This is a genomic window from Rhodoblastus sp. 17X3 (assembly GCF_030056575.1).
GTDB lineage: Bacteria > Pseudomonadota > Alphaproteobacteria > Rhizobiales > Beijerinckiaceae > Rhodoblastus.
Genome location: NZ_JASHHX010000013.1, coordinates 57,707 through 72,846 on the forward strand (window position 1 = coordinate 57,707; position 15,140 = coordinate 72,846).

Annotated in this window: 15 protein-coding genes and 1 tRNA gene; 6 read left to right on the plus strand and 10 right to left on the minus strand. The window is 61.2% G+C overall.

What is annotated here, in order from left to right; all coding sequences use genetic code 11:
- Positions 1–224 precede the first annotated feature (224 nt).
- The 7 genes from QM467_RS13000 to QM467_RS13030 all read right to left on the minus strand — a co-directional run bounded on the left by QM467_RS13000 (position 225) and on the right by QM467_RS13030 (position 8,016).
- Positions 225–3,734, minus strand: coding sequence for a class I SAM-dependent DNA methyltransferase (locus QM467_RS13000; RefSeq protein WP_283366758.1), 3,510 nt, complete (start codon positions 3,732–3,734; stop codon positions 225–227).
- A 114-nt stretch (positions 3,735–3,848) separates the two neighbouring features.
- A complete protein-coding gene (locus QM467_RS13005; RefSeq protein ID WP_283366759.1) occupies positions 3,849–4,454 on the minus strand; it encodes a hypothetical protein in 606 nt (201 codons plus the stop codon).
- Entirely contained in the window at positions 4,451–5,176 is a 726-nt protein-coding gene (locus QM467_RS13010) for a hypothetical protein (RefSeq protein ID WP_283366760.1), read from the minus strand. The genes QM467_RS13005 and QM467_RS13010 overlap by 4 nt, the downstream gene beginning before the upstream one ends.
- Before the next feature lie 6 nt (positions 5,177–5,182).
- Entirely contained in the window at positions 5,183–5,401 is a 219-nt protein-coding gene (locus QM467_RS13015) for a helix-turn-helix domain-containing protein (protein WP_283366761.1), read from the minus strand.
- A gap of 118 nt (positions 5,402–5,519) precedes the next feature.
- Entirely contained in the window at positions 5,520–6,134 is a 615-nt protein-coding gene (locus QM467_RS13020) for a hypothetical protein (protein WP_283366762.1), read from the minus strand.
- Between the two features lie 385 nt (positions 6,135–6,519).
- Positions 6,520–7,746: a tyrosine-type recombinase/integrase gene (locus QM467_RS13025; RefSeq protein ID WP_283366763.1), complete on the minus strand. Its 1,227-nt coding sequence runs from the start codon at positions 7,744–7,746 to the stop codon at positions 6,520–6,522.
- 185 nt (positions 7,747–7,931) lie between these two features.
- Positions 7,932–8,016 (minus strand) — tRNA-Leu (locus QM467_RS13030).
- Between the two features lie 235 nt (positions 8,017–8,251).
- Between QM467_RS13030 and QM467_RS13035 the strand changes: the two genes are divergently transcribed.
- Entirely contained in the window at positions 8,252–8,833 is a 582-nt protein-coding gene (locus QM467_RS13035) for a YqaA family protein (protein WP_283366764.1), read from the plus strand.
- Positions 8,834–8,837: 4 nt separating this feature from the next.
- Positions 8,838–9,353 carry a disulfide bond formation protein B gene (locus QM467_RS13040; protein ID WP_283366765.1) on the plus strand — a complete coding sequence of 172 codons (516 nt, stop codon included), beginning with the start codon at positions 8,838–8,840 and terminating at the stop codon, positions 9,351–9,353.
- A 36-nt stretch (positions 9,354–9,389) separates the two neighbouring features.
- Here the strand turns inward: QM467_RS13040 and QM467_RS13045 are convergent, their stop codons facing one another.
- The 3 genes from QM467_RS13045 to QM467_RS13055 all read right to left on the minus strand — a co-directional run bounded on the left by QM467_RS13045 (position 9,390) and on the right by QM467_RS13055 (position 13,144).
- Positions 9,390–11,675, minus strand: a complete 2,286-nt coding sequence (locus QM467_RS13045) for a TonB-dependent receptor (RefSeq protein ID WP_283366766.1) — start codon at positions 11,673–11,675, stop codon at positions 9,390–9,392.
- Positions 11,676–11,731: 56 nt separating this feature from the next.
- Positions 11,732–12,133, minus strand: coding sequence for a DUF2946 domain-containing protein (locus QM467_RS13050; protein WP_283366767.1), 402 nt, complete (start codon positions 12,131–12,133; stop codon positions 11,732–11,734).
- Between the two features lie 132 nt (positions 12,134–12,265).
- On the minus strand, positions 12,266–13,144 hold the full coding sequence (locus QM467_RS13055) for a class I SAM-dependent methyltransferase (protein ID WP_446737775.1): 879 nt from the start codon (positions 13,142–13,144) through the stop codon (positions 12,266–12,268).
- A gap of 92 nt (positions 13,145–13,236) precedes the next feature.
- On the opposite strand from QM467_RS13055, the gene QM467_RS13060 reads away from it, so the two are divergent.
- The 4 genes from QM467_RS13060 (at position 13,237) to QM467_RS13075 (ending at position 15,135) form a co-directional block, all read left to right on the plus strand.
- Complete coding sequence (locus QM467_RS13060) at positions 13,237–14,022, plus strand: ComF family protein (protein WP_283366769.1); 786 nt, start codon at positions 13,237–13,239, stop codon at positions 14,020–14,022.
- A 43-nt stretch (positions 14,023–14,065) separates the two neighbouring features.
- Positions 14,066–14,335, plus strand: coding sequence for a glutaredoxin 3 (gene grxC, locus QM467_RS13065; protein ID WP_283366770.1), 270 nt, complete (start codon positions 14,066–14,068; stop codon positions 14,333–14,335).
- A complete protein-coding gene (locus tag QM467_RS13070) occupies positions 14,332–14,772 on the plus strand; it encodes a DUF1178 family protein (RefSeq protein WP_283366771.1) in 441 nt (146 codons plus the stop codon). Before grxC ends, QM467_RS13070 begins: the two co-directional genes overlap by 4 nt.
- A gap of 87 nt (positions 14,773–14,859) precedes the next feature.
- Positions 14,860–15,135 (plus strand): hypothetical protein, encoded by a 276-nt coding sequence (locus QM467_RS13075; protein ID WP_283366772.1) that lies wholly within the window; start codon positions 14,860–14,862, stop codon positions 15,133–15,135.
- The last annotated feature ends 5 nt before the right edge of the window (positions 15,136–15,140 follow it).

Genomic DNA, 15,140 nt, shown 5'->3' on the forward strand with positions numbered 1-15,140 from the left:
CGGTTCGCGGTCCGGTGCGCACAAGCACTCGCGCGCGTTGGGGGCGCGAACCATCGCGCAAACCATCAGCACAGCTCAAGCCTCTTACCCCCTAAAATGTTCTGATTTGCTTTATTCTTTGAGGCATTCGCCCGGCTCAGGTCCGGCCCTTCAATTTTCTGCAAGCCCAGCCCTCGCGCCCGTAGGGGGCGCGTACCAACGTGCGCACTTCGTACCAAACGGGCTTAGGCCCTGCGGCGGAGGGCGAAGGTTTTGCCGTCGCTGGAGTGGACGTGGCCAAGGCGCGCCAGCGAGGCGAGAACGCGGGCTATGGCGGCTTCGACCTTGGCGCCCTGCCGGAAGCCCCTGGCAATGGTTTTTTCGTCCAGTGGGGCGCTGGCGCCCATCAGCGCATCGAAAACCGCCGCCGTGCGCTCCAGATCGCCGGTCGGGAAGGACGGCTTTTGCAGCTTGGCCGCCGCCGCGACCAGCGGGGCTTCCAATTGGTCTTCCCTAACCTTTGGCGCCGTGGCGACGGCGACGCCCGCCCGCCGCATCTGATAATCGGGGCGAAGCCAGCGGATCAGGCCGCGCTTTTCCTCCGCCGCGCGTTCGGCGTTCAAGGCGACGAGCTTTTGCAGAATCTCTTCGTCTGAAAGATTTTCCGGCCAGCCATAGGCTTTCGCTACAAGGGCGTCGAGTCTGTCGTGCAATTCCTTGACGATCAGAACCAGCCCCTTGGTCTTGATCGCCTCTTCGTCCGCGTTGAGCGCGACGCTGGCGCGCAACTTTTCCAGCACGTTATAAATTTGCGTGAGGGTCAGGCTGGGGCTTTCCGCCTGAACCTGTTTGCGCAACGCGTCCAGTTCTTCCGCCGTGGCGCGAATGGCGGATTTCAAGTCCTCCGAGGGCCACGGGAAGGGAAACGGATCAAAGCATGAAGACTTGATGAAGCGAGGCCTATTTTCTAGAGTTGAATTATTCGCTTTAAACCAAATCAAAAAAACATAAGAAGACAAAATTCCGAGCTGCACTCCATCGTGAAGACCAAAGCACATTAGCGCATCATCTGATAATACCGCAGTAGGCATGAATTGAAAAATTCTATGCTTTGCAGTTACTGGCGTCACGATGTAACGCGAAAGTCCCTCTAGCGCGGGACGAAACTCGCGACGCGGCTCACCGAACACCCACCAATTCAGCCGGTAGGATTCGCGATTGTTCACGTCGCGCCCGTTCGGCCTACCTTGCGCGTCCTTGCTCTCTTTCACACTGGCCAGGACGTGCTGATAAACTTCCGGGAAGCGGTGGCGGACTTCGTCTTGTTCGAGGCCGAAAAGATCAATGACCATGACGCCGCGCGGCGTGGCCAACAAATCGCGGCCATTGCGATACAGCCGAATATGCTTTTCCAGTTCAGGCCGCCGTCCAAGCCCTAAATATTCGGCTTCGGCGGGCGTGACAATGAAGCCGTCGCCATGCAGCTTGACGCCGGGAGAACAAATAAAATCATTGGAGGCCAGCGCCGCCGCCTTGGTCACATCGGCACCAATCGTCAAATCGCTGTTGATCGTTCCGCGCTTTTCCGAAAGCTCGATATGTGGCGCATCGGTCTCAAGGCCTTCTTCGCGCACAACCTCAAACAAAACGCCGTCCTGCCTGCCCTTCGCCGCGACCGTCATGGCGATGCGTACTGCCGCCGCGTCGCGCGTCGCCTTGGTCCAGGGATGATCGGCAATCGCCATCAATAGCGAAACTGGCGTTTTGGCTTTCAAATGCCGTTCCATGACGCGGCGCTGAAAAACTTGGCTCAGCGAATTGGTGGTGACGAAGCCAAACCGTTGAAGCGCGGTTCCCTTGCAGGTCAAAAGCTCCGCCGCGCGGTCCCACCAATACATGACGAAATCGGCGCTTTCGTTCATTTGCGGATGGGCCGCCCAGAGGGCCTGCGCATAATCGTAACCAAGGCGCTCTCGTAGATATTTGGCACCTACAAAGGGCGGATTGCCGACTATGTAATCGGCGGTCGGCCATTCCGGGCGTTTCGGGTTCCGATAGCGCCAGACTTCGAATTGACGCCCTTCTGTGTCGATCCGCTCCAGCGGGCGCCCCTGTTCGTCGCGCGCCAGTTCCTTACCGTCCCAGGCGAGAACGGAATCCATGACCTTGATGGTTTTGAAGTCGCGCAGGATTGGCTCAGGCGGGACGCCGCCACGCGTGCGGAAATGCCATTGCAGATAGCCGATCCATAAAACCAGCTCGGCAATCGCCGCCGCGCGCGGATTGACCTCCAGCCCCAAAAATTGGTGCGGATCGATTGTCTTGGCCTCATAGCCCATGAAGCGGGCCTGTTCGGCCAGAGAGGCGGACGCCTCCAAAACTTCGCCCTCAAGCCGCTTCATCAATTCAAGCGAGACATATAGGAAGTTTCCGGTTCCGCAGGCCGGATCGAGAATGCGCAGGCCGCAAAGCTTGTCGTGAAAGGCGTTCACGATGGCTCTGGCGGCCTTGGGGTCACCAGACGCGCGGCGGGATTCGGCGGCGGCCTGAACATTGGCCCATTCCGCCTTGAGCGGTTCCAGCACGGTCGTCACCACAAGCCGTTCGACATAGGCGCGCGGCGTGTAATGGGCACCCAGCTTGCGGCGCTCTGCCGGGTTCAGTGCCTGCTCAAGCAGGGTTCCGAAAATGGCCGGTTCGACTTGCCGCCAATCGGCCTTGGAGGCCTCGTAAAGCTCGCTGATTTCCTCGCGCGGCAATTTCAGGGCGGTGCGGTCCTTGAACAGATAGCCGTTGAATTTGAGCACGTCGCGTTCGAGCGCATAGGAAAAGCCGCCCGTATCCATTGCCTCCCAAAGCTGGCCGATCAGGCGCGGAAAAAGCTCAGGCTTGGCGACGCATTTTTGCAGAATGTCGCGAAAGCTGCCCTTGGGCAAAAGCTCAACGTCTTCGGCAAACATCGTGAACAGACAGCGCATCAAAAACAGCGCCACGGCTTCCGGGTCATGAACCGGTTTGCCGTCCTTGTCCCGCGCCTCTTCAAGGTGCTTTGAGACCTTGGCCAGCCGTTCGGCTATTTTTCTTGTCGCCTTGGCGGCGATCTTGGTCGGATCCAGCTTATGCGGATCGTGCCAGATCAGGCGAAGGCGTTCGCGGACTTCGGCGTCGCGAAGGTCTTCGAGATAAATCCGAAAGCCCTGCCGGTCGGGAAATTGCGCATAGTTTTTGCCCTGGCCGGAAAAGTCCGCGAAAATCTCAAAGCAATGGCCAACGTCGCAGACGATCAGAAAGGGCGGCCAACCTTCAGTGACGGGCAGGGCCTTGGCGTAATCTTCCGCCTGCCGCCGCGCGCTCATCATGAGCACGTCCCATGCCCGCGTCGCGGTTCGCTTGCCGCGCGGCGTGGCGTCGATTTCTTCCGCCGCCAACAGGTCGCCTTGTTCGGGCGCCGCCTTGGCCGCGCCGGGGCGGCGGCTTTGCTTGGCCTCCAGCACGAAACAGCCGCGCTTATAGAGATCGATCCGGCCCGCCGATTTGGAGCCGTCCGGTTCGCGGAAGGTTACGGCGCGCTCGAACGTATAAGCGTTGGTCGAGGCGTCGTGCGAAGCCTGATCGGGACGCGCCGCTCCTAGCACATCGCAAAGCTCGGCAAGGAACAAGGCATAATTGGCGCGCTCTTGCCCGCCGTCGCCGCCGGACCAACGGGCGATAAAGCTTTCAATGTTAGCGGAAGGTTGAGGCGGTGCGATGTTCATGCGCCGTTTCGGGTGCGGACTGGCGAGGCAATCGAGAATGAATCAAATGCGATGCCGTCAAAATGGCTGATTTTCGGGGCTGTGCAAATCGGCAATCGAAATCTGTTGCGAATTTTATCTGTTCAAACGCTCCAAGAATTGCATAAGCCTTTGATTACAAACGGCCTCATAGGCTTCGCAGCGGTTGATTTTCTCTTCAAACGTGCGCCAGTGCATTCCCTTCGGTTTTGGCGGCGGAAATCCGTCGATAATTGCAACGTGATCCATGCCGCCCAACGCAAAGCGAATGTCGTGCGCAGCCGACAAGGCGCGGTCGTAATCGGTCTCGAATTGCGAGCGATAGGCGACTTGCCGCCCCCATGTTTGACGACTGGCGAAGATTGACGAGCCGGGAGGCCGCCACAAGGTCGAGGCGCGCCGATTCGTGCAAGGGCAAATAAAATACCATTGCCGCCCGCCGAAATGGCGCGGGGCAGAGACCAGATCAATCATTTGAACAGAGCCGCCGATGTTAATTTGCAGCCATCCGCGCCGCTCATAGGTCATTTCGGCCTTAATCGAGCCGGACGAAATTTCTTCGCCGGAATAGCGATAGCTCCAACGGATCGTGCCGCTCCAGGTCGCGCCGGGGCGCACAAGGTTTTGTCGAATGAGACGGTTCAGGTCCAGTTTGAGGCCGTCTTCGAGGCGAACACGTTGGCGAGGGCGCGGCATGGTCAAAACCTCCTACGATTTGAGGCGACGGGATTGCGAACGGCGGAAGGCGCAAGGGGCGGCGCCGCTGCGCTTCGCAAGGCTTCGCGCGCCGCCCCTCGGCAATCATTGGCGCCAAGGCCAGCAAACCCAGATGCTGATAATAGCTGTGTCGCGAGGGTTCCCAGCGCAACCGGCTCGGAATTGGTTTGAGGCGGAAATAAATCGTTTTTTCCGTGAATTAGCGCCTTTGGTTTGGCCGCAGTTTTTTCAGGGATTTTGCCGTTCGCGGTTTCAACAAGAACCTGTTGCGGTTTTAACAAGGACTTGTCAGGCGTCTTATTGAAACCTGTCCGGTTCTTATTGCGACCGGGGCGCGCTGGGTTGCGGATGCGTAAAAATTCTTCCGTTTTGGGGAGGCCTTCGACCTCGCTGGGGAACATAGTGAGCCGATAGAGAGAAGTTTGACGACTGCCGGAAAATCGTCCGACGCGGCAAACGGCGAGCCAACCGTTCTTTTCGAGGTCCGTCAGGCTCTCGCTGGCTATCGTCCGGCTGCAACCCACAGCCTTTTGAACCCGCGTCAGGCTCCATTCCAGGCGGCTGTTTTTGGCCGGGCGATAATCGCACAACATGTGAACAAGCAGGAGCTGCGCTTCGCGCCGGATCGCGAGCCACGCGGGCAATTCTAGCCAGTGGGCATAAATGCGCGCATGGGGGCGGTCGGCGTGTTTTGTGGCTTTGGCCATCGGATTTTACTCCCTGGCCTCAGCGCCCTTTCTGGCGTCCACGGAAATAAGCGCCTCAATCGCATCGCGCGGAATCAGCCGACGCCCGCCGATCTTGACGGTGCGCAGCGTTCCAGTCTGCATTTGCTTGTAAAGCGTGCTGCGGCTCAGGCCGTAGATTTTGGCCGCTTCCTTGACGTGAAAAGCGCGCTTGTCGTCAGTTCGAACCGTTTCAATTTGTGTCATCGAATCGCCTCCTGTTCTTGGCGATCCGAATTAGTATTGCAATGTTCGCGCTTGTCAGCCAGTAGCCGACTTTTCCACGGACCAACGACATTCGTCCGGCGATTTTTTCGGACGAATATCAATTGTCCGGGGTAGCGAGGTCACCGATTTGGCTCCTGTTCGTCTTCGACGCCGTAGCAAGGCGTTTTCTGATTCGCTCGATTTCTGTCGTCTCGCCAGCCGGCTCCCAGCTTTTCGGTGGAGTGCTTCCGAACGCCTCACTAATTTCGGCCATAACGGTGGCGCGAATTTCGCGAGCAGTTTGGTTTAGATTGCTGCGCAGTCTGGGTTTTTTCTGCCAAGTTTCTTTTGCGCATGTCTCAATAATCATCTGAATGTTATCTTTGCGACGCGCGTTTCTTGCATTAATTGTATTTATATAATTGCAAAATTTCCTTGTTGATTTCGATATAATCGCAGTTGAGCCGATTTGGTACGAGTGAGCAACAATTAGATGCAGTGCCTTTAATACGTTGGCTTTTGTCTCTTCATCGTCATTAAAAATATATTCTATCGTCTCAATCAAATAATTGTGACACTCGCGAACTATCTTTTTGGCAGCTTTAACTTCATTTATATCTTTTGGGTCACATAGTGACATTTCCAAGAACGATTCGGCCTTTTCTTCGATGTTTTCAACAAAGGCGTCACAGAGAAGCCTATAAAATTTCGAATCCGAAAGATCTTTTCCCATCCGCGCGCATCCGCAAGCATCGCAGAAACACGCGGAAACCGGGCGATGCGTCCCGGCTTGTCGGATGGCTGTCCTATCCGCGCAAACGCCAGCTTACCGCCGCGAACGATTCGGGACAAACCAGAAACACAGGATTTGCCCGTCTATGCGCAAAAGCCACGTCTCCAACTTTTTTCTTTTTATTCGCGGCTTTGTGCGCAGAGGTATGGAACCGGTACAATCGCCGCGACCCTCCAGAGATTCAATCCCCCCTGGGGGCCTCAGCTTTCCTCTTTGCGCACCAGCAATATGGACAAGGCCCGGCCATTCCATTCGACCGTTTCGCGCCAGGGATAAAAAATCGGGCAAGTCTGCCCCGTGAATTTCAGCACGTCGCCCATGCTGTTCAGTCCCGCCCGGTGGCAGGCCGCAAGGTGACAACCTCGCCGCCCGCTTTGAGCCGGTCGAGATAATCCGCCCACCACGTCATCATCTCGACCCGCTCAGGCCAGAAGTCGGCGCGCGCATAGGCGCGGCGCACTTCGTCCGGGTCCGCGTGGGCCAATTGGCGTTCGATTGCGTCGCCGCTCCACTTGCCGCTTTCGTTCAGCATGGACGATGCGGCGGCGCGGAAACCGTGCGCCGTCATTTCGTCCTGAGCAAAACCAAGCCGTCTTAGCGCGCCGTTCAAAGTGTTTTCGGACATTGGCCGTTCGACGGAACGAAGGCCGGGGAACAACAGTCGGCAGCGGCCCGTCCCGTCGTGCAATTCCCTGAGCAACGCCACGGCTTGCGACGCCAGCGGAACGCGATGCGGGCGCCGCATTTTCATCCTACCCGCTGGAATCGACCAGACAGCCGCGTCCAGATCAAATTCCGCCCATTCGGCGTTCCGCAGTTCGCCCGGCCTGACAAATGTCAGCGAAAGCAGTTGCAAGGCGATGCGTGTCATCGGATCGCCGGCATAGCCATTGATCGCGCGAAGCAACCCACCAAAAGGAACCGGCTCGACAATAGCCGGCCTATGTCTCACGGTTGGCGTCGTCAGCGCGCCTCGCAAAGCGAAGGTCGGATCGTTGCCGCATCGTCCGGTCGCAATGGCATAGCGAAAAACTTGCCCTACCAGCGCGCGCAGCCGCACCGCAGTCTCATGCCGCCCGCGTTCTTCAACCGCGCGCAAGCAGGCGAGAATTTCGGGCGCCGTGATTTCATGAATCGGTCGAGCGCCAAGGCTCGGACGGACGAATCCCAGCGCCCATTCGTTTTTCGCCAGGGTTTTTTCGGTCTTGCCTTCCCGGCGCTTCTTTTCGAGCATTTCGCTGGCGATGGCGTCGAATGTGTTGACGCGCTCCAATGCCTCGCGCGCCTTGACCGTCTTGCGGCGCTCTCCCGGATCGACGCCCGACGCGGCCAGGGCCTTCGCTTCATCCCGCTTGTTGCGGGCATCTTTCAGCGCCAGTTGCGGGTAAGCGCCCAGCGATAAGGTCTTTTCCTTACCCGCAAACCGATAGCCCATGCGCCAGAGTTTCGAACCCGATGGCTCAACCAGCAAATAGAGCCATCCGCCATCGGACAGCTTGTAGGGCTTGGCGCGAGGCTTCGCGTTTCGGATTTCAACGTCTGTGAGCGGCATTGCGGGCGCCTGCGGGTAGGATTTTCGCCCCTTGCTTGAGGGCGCCCGCGATTCTACCCGCAAAAATCGTGGCTGCAAGCGGGCATCCTCGGACAGAGAAAGACAGTCCTGGACGCCACACGAGGATGATAGCTATTGTTTTTCAGACAGTTACGGACTGTTGCGGACAGTCTCGGATATGAAAGTGGTGCCCCTGGCCGGGATCGAACCAGCACTCCTTGCGGAACTCGATTTTGAGTCGAGCGCGTCTACCAATTCCGCCACAGGGGCAACGCGGGCGAACAGCCCGGAAGCGGCGCGGATCATAGCGTGCAACTTCTTCCCGTCAATCGCCGCGAGCGCGCGATTCCGCATTTTTGACGCAGGCTTGCGATCGGCGCCGAAAAGGGCGTCCCTCCTTTGACAAGGCGCTGACCGCTTTTGGGGATAAGATCAGCAAGCTTGCCTTGGCCGAGCCTGAGCGAAAGTGCTACAAACCCGCGCGTTCGCAACGGATCGGATTCGGATGTTCAAAAGGCTTTATGACTGGACGCTGTCGCTGGCCGAAAGCCGCCATGCGACGCTCGCCCTCGCCGGAATCGCTTTCGCCGAAAGCTCGTTCTTTCCGCTGCCGCCCGATCTCATCCTGCTGCCCATGTCGCTGGCCAAGCCGCAGAAGGCCTGGTTCTATGCGCTGGTCTGCACCATCGCGTCGGTGCTGGGCGGCATCCTTGGCTATGCAATCGGGGCCTTGCTCTATGACACGGTCGGCCATTACATCATTGCGCTTTACGGCTATGGGCCGCGCATCGGCGCGCTGCGGGAGTTTTACGCGCAATGGGGCTGGGCCTTCATCCTGGTAAAGGGCCTCACGCCGATTCCCTTCAAGCTTGTCACCATCGTCAGCGGCCTGCTCGGCTATAGTCTGCCGCTGTTCATCGTGCTTTCAATGATCACGCGCGGCGCGCGCTTCTTCCTGGTCGCGGCGGCGATGAATCGCTACGGCGACACGGTCCGTGTCTGGATGGACAAGCATTTCGCCTGGTTCATCGCGATCCTGCTGGCGATCATCGTGTTCGGCTTCTGGGCCGCGGTCCATCTGGTGTGACGCCATGACCAAATTCGAGCAAATTCGATCCCTCCTGCAGCCTCTGCCCGCCGCCTCGCTCGTGCTGCTGGGCGCGGCGGTCACGCTCGCCGGGGCCTGGACCTTCCAGTCCCTCGGCTTCGAGCCCTGTGAATTATGCCTGAAGCAGCGCTATCCCTATTACGCGACGCTGCCGCTGGCGACGGCTGCAATTTTCCTGGCCCGCAATGCGCAGCCCTTCGCGGCCCGGCTTATCCTTGGCCTTCTCGCCGTGATCTTCGTCGCCAGCGCGGTCGCTGGCGCCTATCACGCCGGCGTCGAATGGAAATTCTGGCCCGGGCCCACGGATTGCACCGGCGATTTCGTCAAGCCGGTCTCGATGGAAGATTTTCGCAAGCAGATGGAGACCATGCGCATCATACGATGCGACGAGGTTTCGCTGCGCATCCTCGGCCTGTCTCTGGCCGACTGGAACGTGCTGGTTTCCGCCGGAATCGCTCTGGTCGCCGCTCTTGGCGCGACGGCGCCGAAAAAGAGCTGAGCCCGGCGCCGAAGGGCCGGCGCCGGGCTTCGGTTTTCAGAATCTGGCGGTCACGCCGCCATAGATCGTCCGTCCGATCGCCGCGACCGGCGTATGGAGCAGCGCATTTGCGCCCGCTTTCCAGTCCGCGATGTCGATGCCGCCGAGCGGGCTGTAATACATCTGGTTGCCGAGGTTCTCGACGCCCAGGTCAAAGCGCAGGTTCCTGTATTCAAAGGACGTGCGCAAATTGACGATCGCATAGGCCGGCGTGGTCGGCTCGAGACGCACGGACTGGACGAGCGTCTTGGCCGCGGCCGCCTGAACTTCCACCGTGCTGGTCAGGCGCCCGCCGAAGATGACGATGGCGTTTTCGAGCGCCGCTTTCCCGTTCAGCGGCATCATGTGGTAAAGATTCATGGACGCGTCGGTGCGCCAGCCGCGCACATGGCCGCCGGCGCCGGAGATCGAGAAGTCGCCATAATCCGCCGTATGGGCGATCAGGGCGCGGCCCGAGATGTCGAAGCCATAGAGCTCGGCGTTGTGATTGGCGAACCGCAGCAGGTTGGCGGCGTTGGGGCCCTTGCCGATCACGCCGATCTGGTCGACGTCGATATAGTCCTGCACATAGGTGAAATAGGGCGTCAGCTTGACGTCCCAGGCTTGTTGCGCCGGATCGCTCCAATGCGCCGTCGCGGCGATCGTATGCGCGACTTCCGGATTCAGGTTGAGATTGCCGACATAGCCGTTGCCGTCGCCAAACCAGCCGATCATCGAGGCGGCCATCGCATTGGTGGACCACGCATAGCGCTCGTAAATGCTCGGCGAGCGCGTCTTGCGCGTATAGCCGAACTCATATTGCGCGGAAGGATCGACGTAATAGCGCACGAGCGCCGCGGCGTCGAAATTGATGCTCGTCCTTGCATGATCCTGGGCGTTGAACGCCGCCGCGTTCATGCCATACATCATCATGTTGTAGCCCTGGACGTCGCCCGCGTTCATCCAGACCGTGTCATTGCGCACGCCGACGAGCGTCGACCATTGGTTTGTCCAGCGCCGCTCCCACTCGGCATAGGTGCTGAGCACGTTGCGCTGGCCGTTATTGACGTTCACGAAGGTCGAGCAGCACATCATGCTCTTCCCCATGCCCATGCCCATGCCGCGCATGCCCATCCCGGACGGTAGGACCGGCGGCCACCACTCGTTGAGCGTCTGCATGTGCAGCTCATTGCCGACGCGCACCAGATCGATCTGGCTCGCGATGATCTCGCCCTTGAGCTTGTAGCCATAGTCCTGGCCGTTGACATACATCGGCATGCCGGTCCGCGGCGTGGTGACATAGCCGACCCGGTCCTCCAGAAAGTTCATGTAGTGCTGGGTCAGGTGATAATAGGCGCTGGCCTCCAGTCGGCCCCAGGCGAAGCCGCCCTTGTAGGACAGGTCGAAGGTGTTGCCGAGATTCCCCAGCATGTCCATGTATTGGTTGACGAAGCCCTGATAGGGAATGTTCTGGAACGCATAGTGGAAGGCGAGGAGCTGATCCTCGTTGCGATAGGACAGGGTGGCGGACTGGTTCTGCGCCTCATAGCCTGTCGAGCGCACGACCGAGCCGTCGCCCGCGTTGTAATTGCCCGCTTTGCTCCAGGCTCCGTCATATTGCAGGCTGAAATGATCGGTCGCCACATTGGCGTGGCCCGACACGCTCAGGGCGTCGCCATTCGAGCGGTAAAAGGTCGAAACCGAGCCCGAGGCGACGACGCCGGGGCTGAGCGGCCAGAGGATGGCCGCCGGTCCCTCGACGGCGGCGGGTTCCGCGCCCTTCACGACGGCTGGCGCCGGGGCGCCGGCGAAGACGGGATCGCGCGGGTTGACGATGATCGAGCCGCCGATCGAATCGCCTCCCTTGCTCACTGGCACATTGACCGTCAGCACTTCGACCGAGCCGATGGCGACCGGGTCGATATAGGACAGCGGCGGGTTCATGTGGTTGGCGCAGGCCGAGCTGATCGGCACGCCGCCCAGCACGACCACGTTGCGATCGTCATTGAGGCCGTGAATGATCGGCAGACTCGAAACCGGGCCGCCGGTCTGGAGACTCACGCCCGGCGTACCCGACAGCATGCGCGCGGCGTCATTGGTGACCGGGGCGCGGGTGGCGATGGCGTTGCGGGAGATGATCGTGGCGTTCAGCGTGGGCTTGCCATTGCGCGAGGACGGACCGTCTTCGGACGCATAACGGTCCGCATAGACATCGATATTGGGCAAGGGAGAGGCTTGCTGGGCGTGCGCGGCAAAAGGCGAGAGCGCGACGCCCGCCAGCAGGCAGGACGCGATTTTCGACATGATGAGGGCTTTCGAGGCTTGAATACGTCAGGCGAGGAGCGAATCCTCGCGGCCGATCAAGCGGCGAAAGGCGGCGCGCGCGCCGACCAGCTGGTCGACCAGCCGGAATGGCGCAGCGAAAGGATAGCAGTCGGGAAATCAGGCGCGACGGCGACGCGATAGCGGGTCGGGAAGCCCGTCGCGGCCATTGGCGACGCGAGCGGCGCCGCAAAGGTCCAGCACAGGGCGCAATGTTCGTGACCATGACCGGCGGGGCGCCCGCCGTCGTGATCACGATCAGAAACTGACCCGTCCGGGGCGCAGATCGTCCAGGCGCTGGCGCGATCCAGCCCGGCTTCCAGGACCGCGCCGGGCTGGAGGCGAGACGAGAGGACGGGCGCAAGCGCAAGAACATAGGCGAGCGCGATCATCACGATCGCGCGCAAATAGCCCCGCTCTTTGGTCCACGCCTTCGCCATCATGTTTTGGCTAAGGCATCGCCATGTTTGCGGCAACGGGCAAGATGTCGCGATTCTGCCCCAAGGCCGCTTTTGGGGCGTCGCCGCAGCATTTCCGCCACACTGGCATGAATCCCGGCTCCGGGCTCGGCGCTAAAAATCGCCGCTCTTATCGCCGAGCGCGTCGCTGAGTTTGGCCTGCGCCGAGCCGGGCGCGAGCGGCTTCTGCTGGCTCTCATGCGGCGCCCAGCCCGAAGCCCAGATGATTTCGAAACTCGCGCGGATCTTGCCGTCAGGATCAGCGAATTTCTCCGCATAAATCGCCGCCATTCGCAACAATACGTCGCGGCGCAGCGGTCTGCGCGCCCCGGCTGCGAGCACATTGGTCGCGCCCATGAAGCGCAGGTCGCGCATCAGGCCGAAGACGTCGCGATAGCGGACGGTAAAGGCGTCGCAATCGGTCACCGGCAAGGCGAGGCCGGCGCGCTGCAACAAGCCGCCGAGATCGCGCAAATCGGCGAAAGGCGCCACGCGCGGGCTGGCGCCGCCTTCGATCTCCTCCTGCGCCTGCGCGAGGCAGGCGCGCAATTCCGCCAGCGTCTGGCCGCCGACGAGCGCGGCGAGCAGCAGGCCGTCCGGCGCCAGCGCCCGGCGGGCCTGCGCGAAAACGCCCGGCACGTCATTGGCGAATTGCAGATTGAGCGCGCTGACAACGAGGTCGAAACTTTGCGGCGCGAAGGGCAAGGCCTCGTCGTCCGCGACCAGCCGCAGCCCCTCCTCGCCCAGAGCCGCCTCGACCGGCGCGGCGCGCACCAGCAGACGTCCGGGCGCGGCCAGCGCCTGGGCTATGGCCGGATGCGGCGACCCGAGATCGAGCGCGCGCGGAAAAGGGCGGCTGACCGTCGAGAGGCGGAAAGCCAAGTCCTCCGCCACGCGCGTCGCCACGAAATCGCAAGGATTTTCTGCGCGCAGCGCGCGCGTCAGGCGTTTGCGCCAAAGGGCGCGATCGAAGATGAGCGGCGGGTTCGACACCACGCCCTTATGCCCCCTGCGCCGCGCGGCGTCAAAATTTTGCGCGCGGAATAGCGAGCGGCTAGTATCGCGGCATGTTGCGGTTCGATCCCATGCTGCTCCGGACGCCGACCTGGCTTCGACAGGGCGCGCGCGCCCTGAAAAGGGCGGGCGGGGTCGCGCTCGACCTGCTCTATCCGCCCTCCTGCCTTGCCTGCCGCCGCGCCATCGCCGCGCATGGCGGCCTGTGCCCGGCCTGCTGGAGCGCGATGCGCTTCATCGAGCGCCCCTTTTGCGAGCGGCTCGGAACCCCGTTCGAAATCGATCTCGCGGCGGGGGAAAGCGGCCGCACGATCTCGCCCGCCGCGCTGGCGGACCCGCCCGTGTTCCATCGCGCCCGGGCGGTCGCCCGCTTCGAGGAGGGACCCGCCCGCCAACTCGTCCACCGACTGAAATATGGCGATCGCGGCGAGCTGGCCGCCCCGATGGGCCTCTGGATGGCCCGCGCCGGCGAGGAATTGCTCCGCGACGCCGACCTGCTCATCCCGATTCCTCTGCATTGGACGCGCCTCGCCCGCCGGCGCTTCAACCAGGCCGCCGCGCTCGCCAGCGCCGTGAGCAAGGCCTCCGCCGTCCCCGTCGAAACCGAACTGCTGAACCGCATCAAGCCCACGCCGCCGCAGGTCGGGCTCACCCGTCGGCTGCGCGCCCGGAACATCCAGGACGCCTTCGACGTTCCCTCGGCGCGGCGGATCGAGGCCGAAGGCCGCAAAATCGTGCTGGTCGACGACGTGATGACCTCCGGCGCGACGCTGAACGCCGCGGCCCGCATTTTGCTCCGGGCGGGGGCGAAGCGCGTCGACGCGCTGGTTTTCGCCCGGGTTGTAACGGAATCGTGAAGGTTTCCATTGCCCGCGCGCGCGGTCCGAATTAGAACAGCCCATGCCCAAGATCGTAATCTATACCACCGCGACCTGCCCCTATTGCATACGCGCCAAGGCGCTGCTGACGGAGAAAGGCGCGCGCTTCGATGAAATCCCGGTGGATTTCGACCCGCCCAAACGCGCCGAAATGACCGCGCGCGCCAGCGGAAGCAGGACCGTGCCGCAGATTTTCATCGGCGATAGACATATCGGCGGCTGCGACGATCTCTACGCGCTGGAGTTCGCTGGCGAACTCGACCCTCTTCTGACGGATCGGGTCGCGCCATGATCCGTTTTTCCCTCGTCTGCGAAAACAGCCATGAATTCGAAAGCTGGTTCGCCAGCAATGATTCCTATGATTTCCAGATCGAGAACGATCTCGTCTCCTGCCCGCATTGCAATGTGACGAAAGTCAGCAAGGCGGTGATGGCTCCTGCGGTTGCCCGCAAGAAGCGCACAGCGGCCGCGCCGGTGAAGCAGAATGTCGCGCTGCTCGGCGAAAGCGACCGCGAATTGCGGACGATGGCGCATGAGCTTCACGCCAAGATCGTCGCCGCCACGGTGGACGTCGGCGCCGAATTCCCGACGGAGGCGCGCCGGATTCACGATGGCGCGGCGCCTGTGCGCCCGATCCGTGGCCAGGCCTCGCTCGAAGAGGCGCGCGACCTGATGGAGGAAGGCGTCTCCATCCTGCCCATGCCGATCCTGCCCGAAGACCGGGGCTGACAAACCAACTCCCAGGTTTTCTGCTTGCCTTTTACGCAAGAACAAAATAAGAACATTGGCAGCGACGACTTGGCTCGGGAGGCGCATATGGCGCAAGGCCTTTCTCTCTTGGTTCATTCCGGCGGCGCGCGGCCGCTGCGCGCAGACTGGCGCGACCTGCTCGACCTGCTGCCGGACGACTGGCGCGACCTTTATGAAGAACGCGCCGCGCTGATCGAATATGACGGCGGCGAGAAGCGCGCCACGGCTGAGCGCCGCGCCTTCGAATGTGTGATGATACAGGCCGAAGCCGCCGGATTTTCCGCTGCTTTCTGGGGACGGCGCGACGGCCGCGCTGGCGAAACCTGCGCCATTGTGAACTGAATGAG

Excerpts from the sequence above, each read along its gene's own strand:
- QM467_RS13025 (WP_283366763.1), bottom strand. The coding sequence starts at position 7,746 with ATGCCGCTCACAGACGTTGAAATCCGAAACGCGAAGCCTCGCGCCAAG.
- QM467_RS13070 (WP_283366771.1), top strand. The coding sequence starts at position 14,332 with ATGATCCGTTTTTCCCTCGTCTGCGAAAACAGCCATGAATTCGAAAGC.
- QM467_RS13015 (WP_283366761.1), bottom strand. The coding sequence starts at position 5,401 with ATGACACAAATTGAAACGGTTCGAACTGACGACAAGCGCGCTTTTCAC.
- QM467_RS13000 (WP_283366758.1), bottom strand. The coding sequence starts at position 3,734 with ATGAACATCGCACCGCCTCAACCTTCCGCTAACATTGAAAGCTTTATC.
- QM467_RS13075 (WP_283366772.1), top strand. The coding sequence starts at position 14,860 with ATGGCGCAAGGCCTTTCTCTCTTGGTTCATTCCGGCGGCGCGCGGCCG.
- QM467_RS13045 (WP_283366766.1), bottom strand. The coding sequence starts at position 11,675 with ATGTCGAAAATCGCGTCCTGCCTGCTGGCGGGCGTCGCGCTCTCGCCT.
- QM467_RS13050 (WP_283366767.1), bottom strand. The coding sequence starts at position 12,133 with ATGGCGAAGGCGTGGACCAAAGAGCGGGGCTATTTGCGCGCGATCGTG.
- QM467_RS13060 (WP_283366769.1), top strand. The coding sequence starts at position 13,237 with ATGCTGCTCCGGACGCCGACCTGGCTTCGACAGGGCGCGCGCGCCCTG.
- QM467_RS13020 (WP_283366762.1), bottom strand. The coding sequence starts at position 6,134 with ATGGGAAAAGATCTTTCGGATTCGAAATTTTATAGGCTTCTCTGTGAC.
- QM467_RS13035 (WP_283366764.1), top strand. The coding sequence starts at position 8,252 with ATGTTCAAAAGGCTTTATGACTGGACGCTGTCGCTGGCCGAAAGCCGC.
- QM467_RS13010 (WP_283366760.1), bottom strand. The coding sequence starts at position 5,176 with ATGGCCAAAGCCACAAAACACGCCGACCGCCCCCATGCGCGCATTTAT.
- grxC (WP_283366770.1), top strand. The coding sequence starts at position 14,066 with ATGCCCAAGATCGTAATCTATACCACCGCGACCTGCCCCTATTGCATA.
- QM467_RS13040 (WP_283366765.1), top strand. The coding sequence starts at position 8,838 with ATGACCAAATTCGAGCAAATTCGATCCCTCCTGCAGCCTCTGCCCGCC.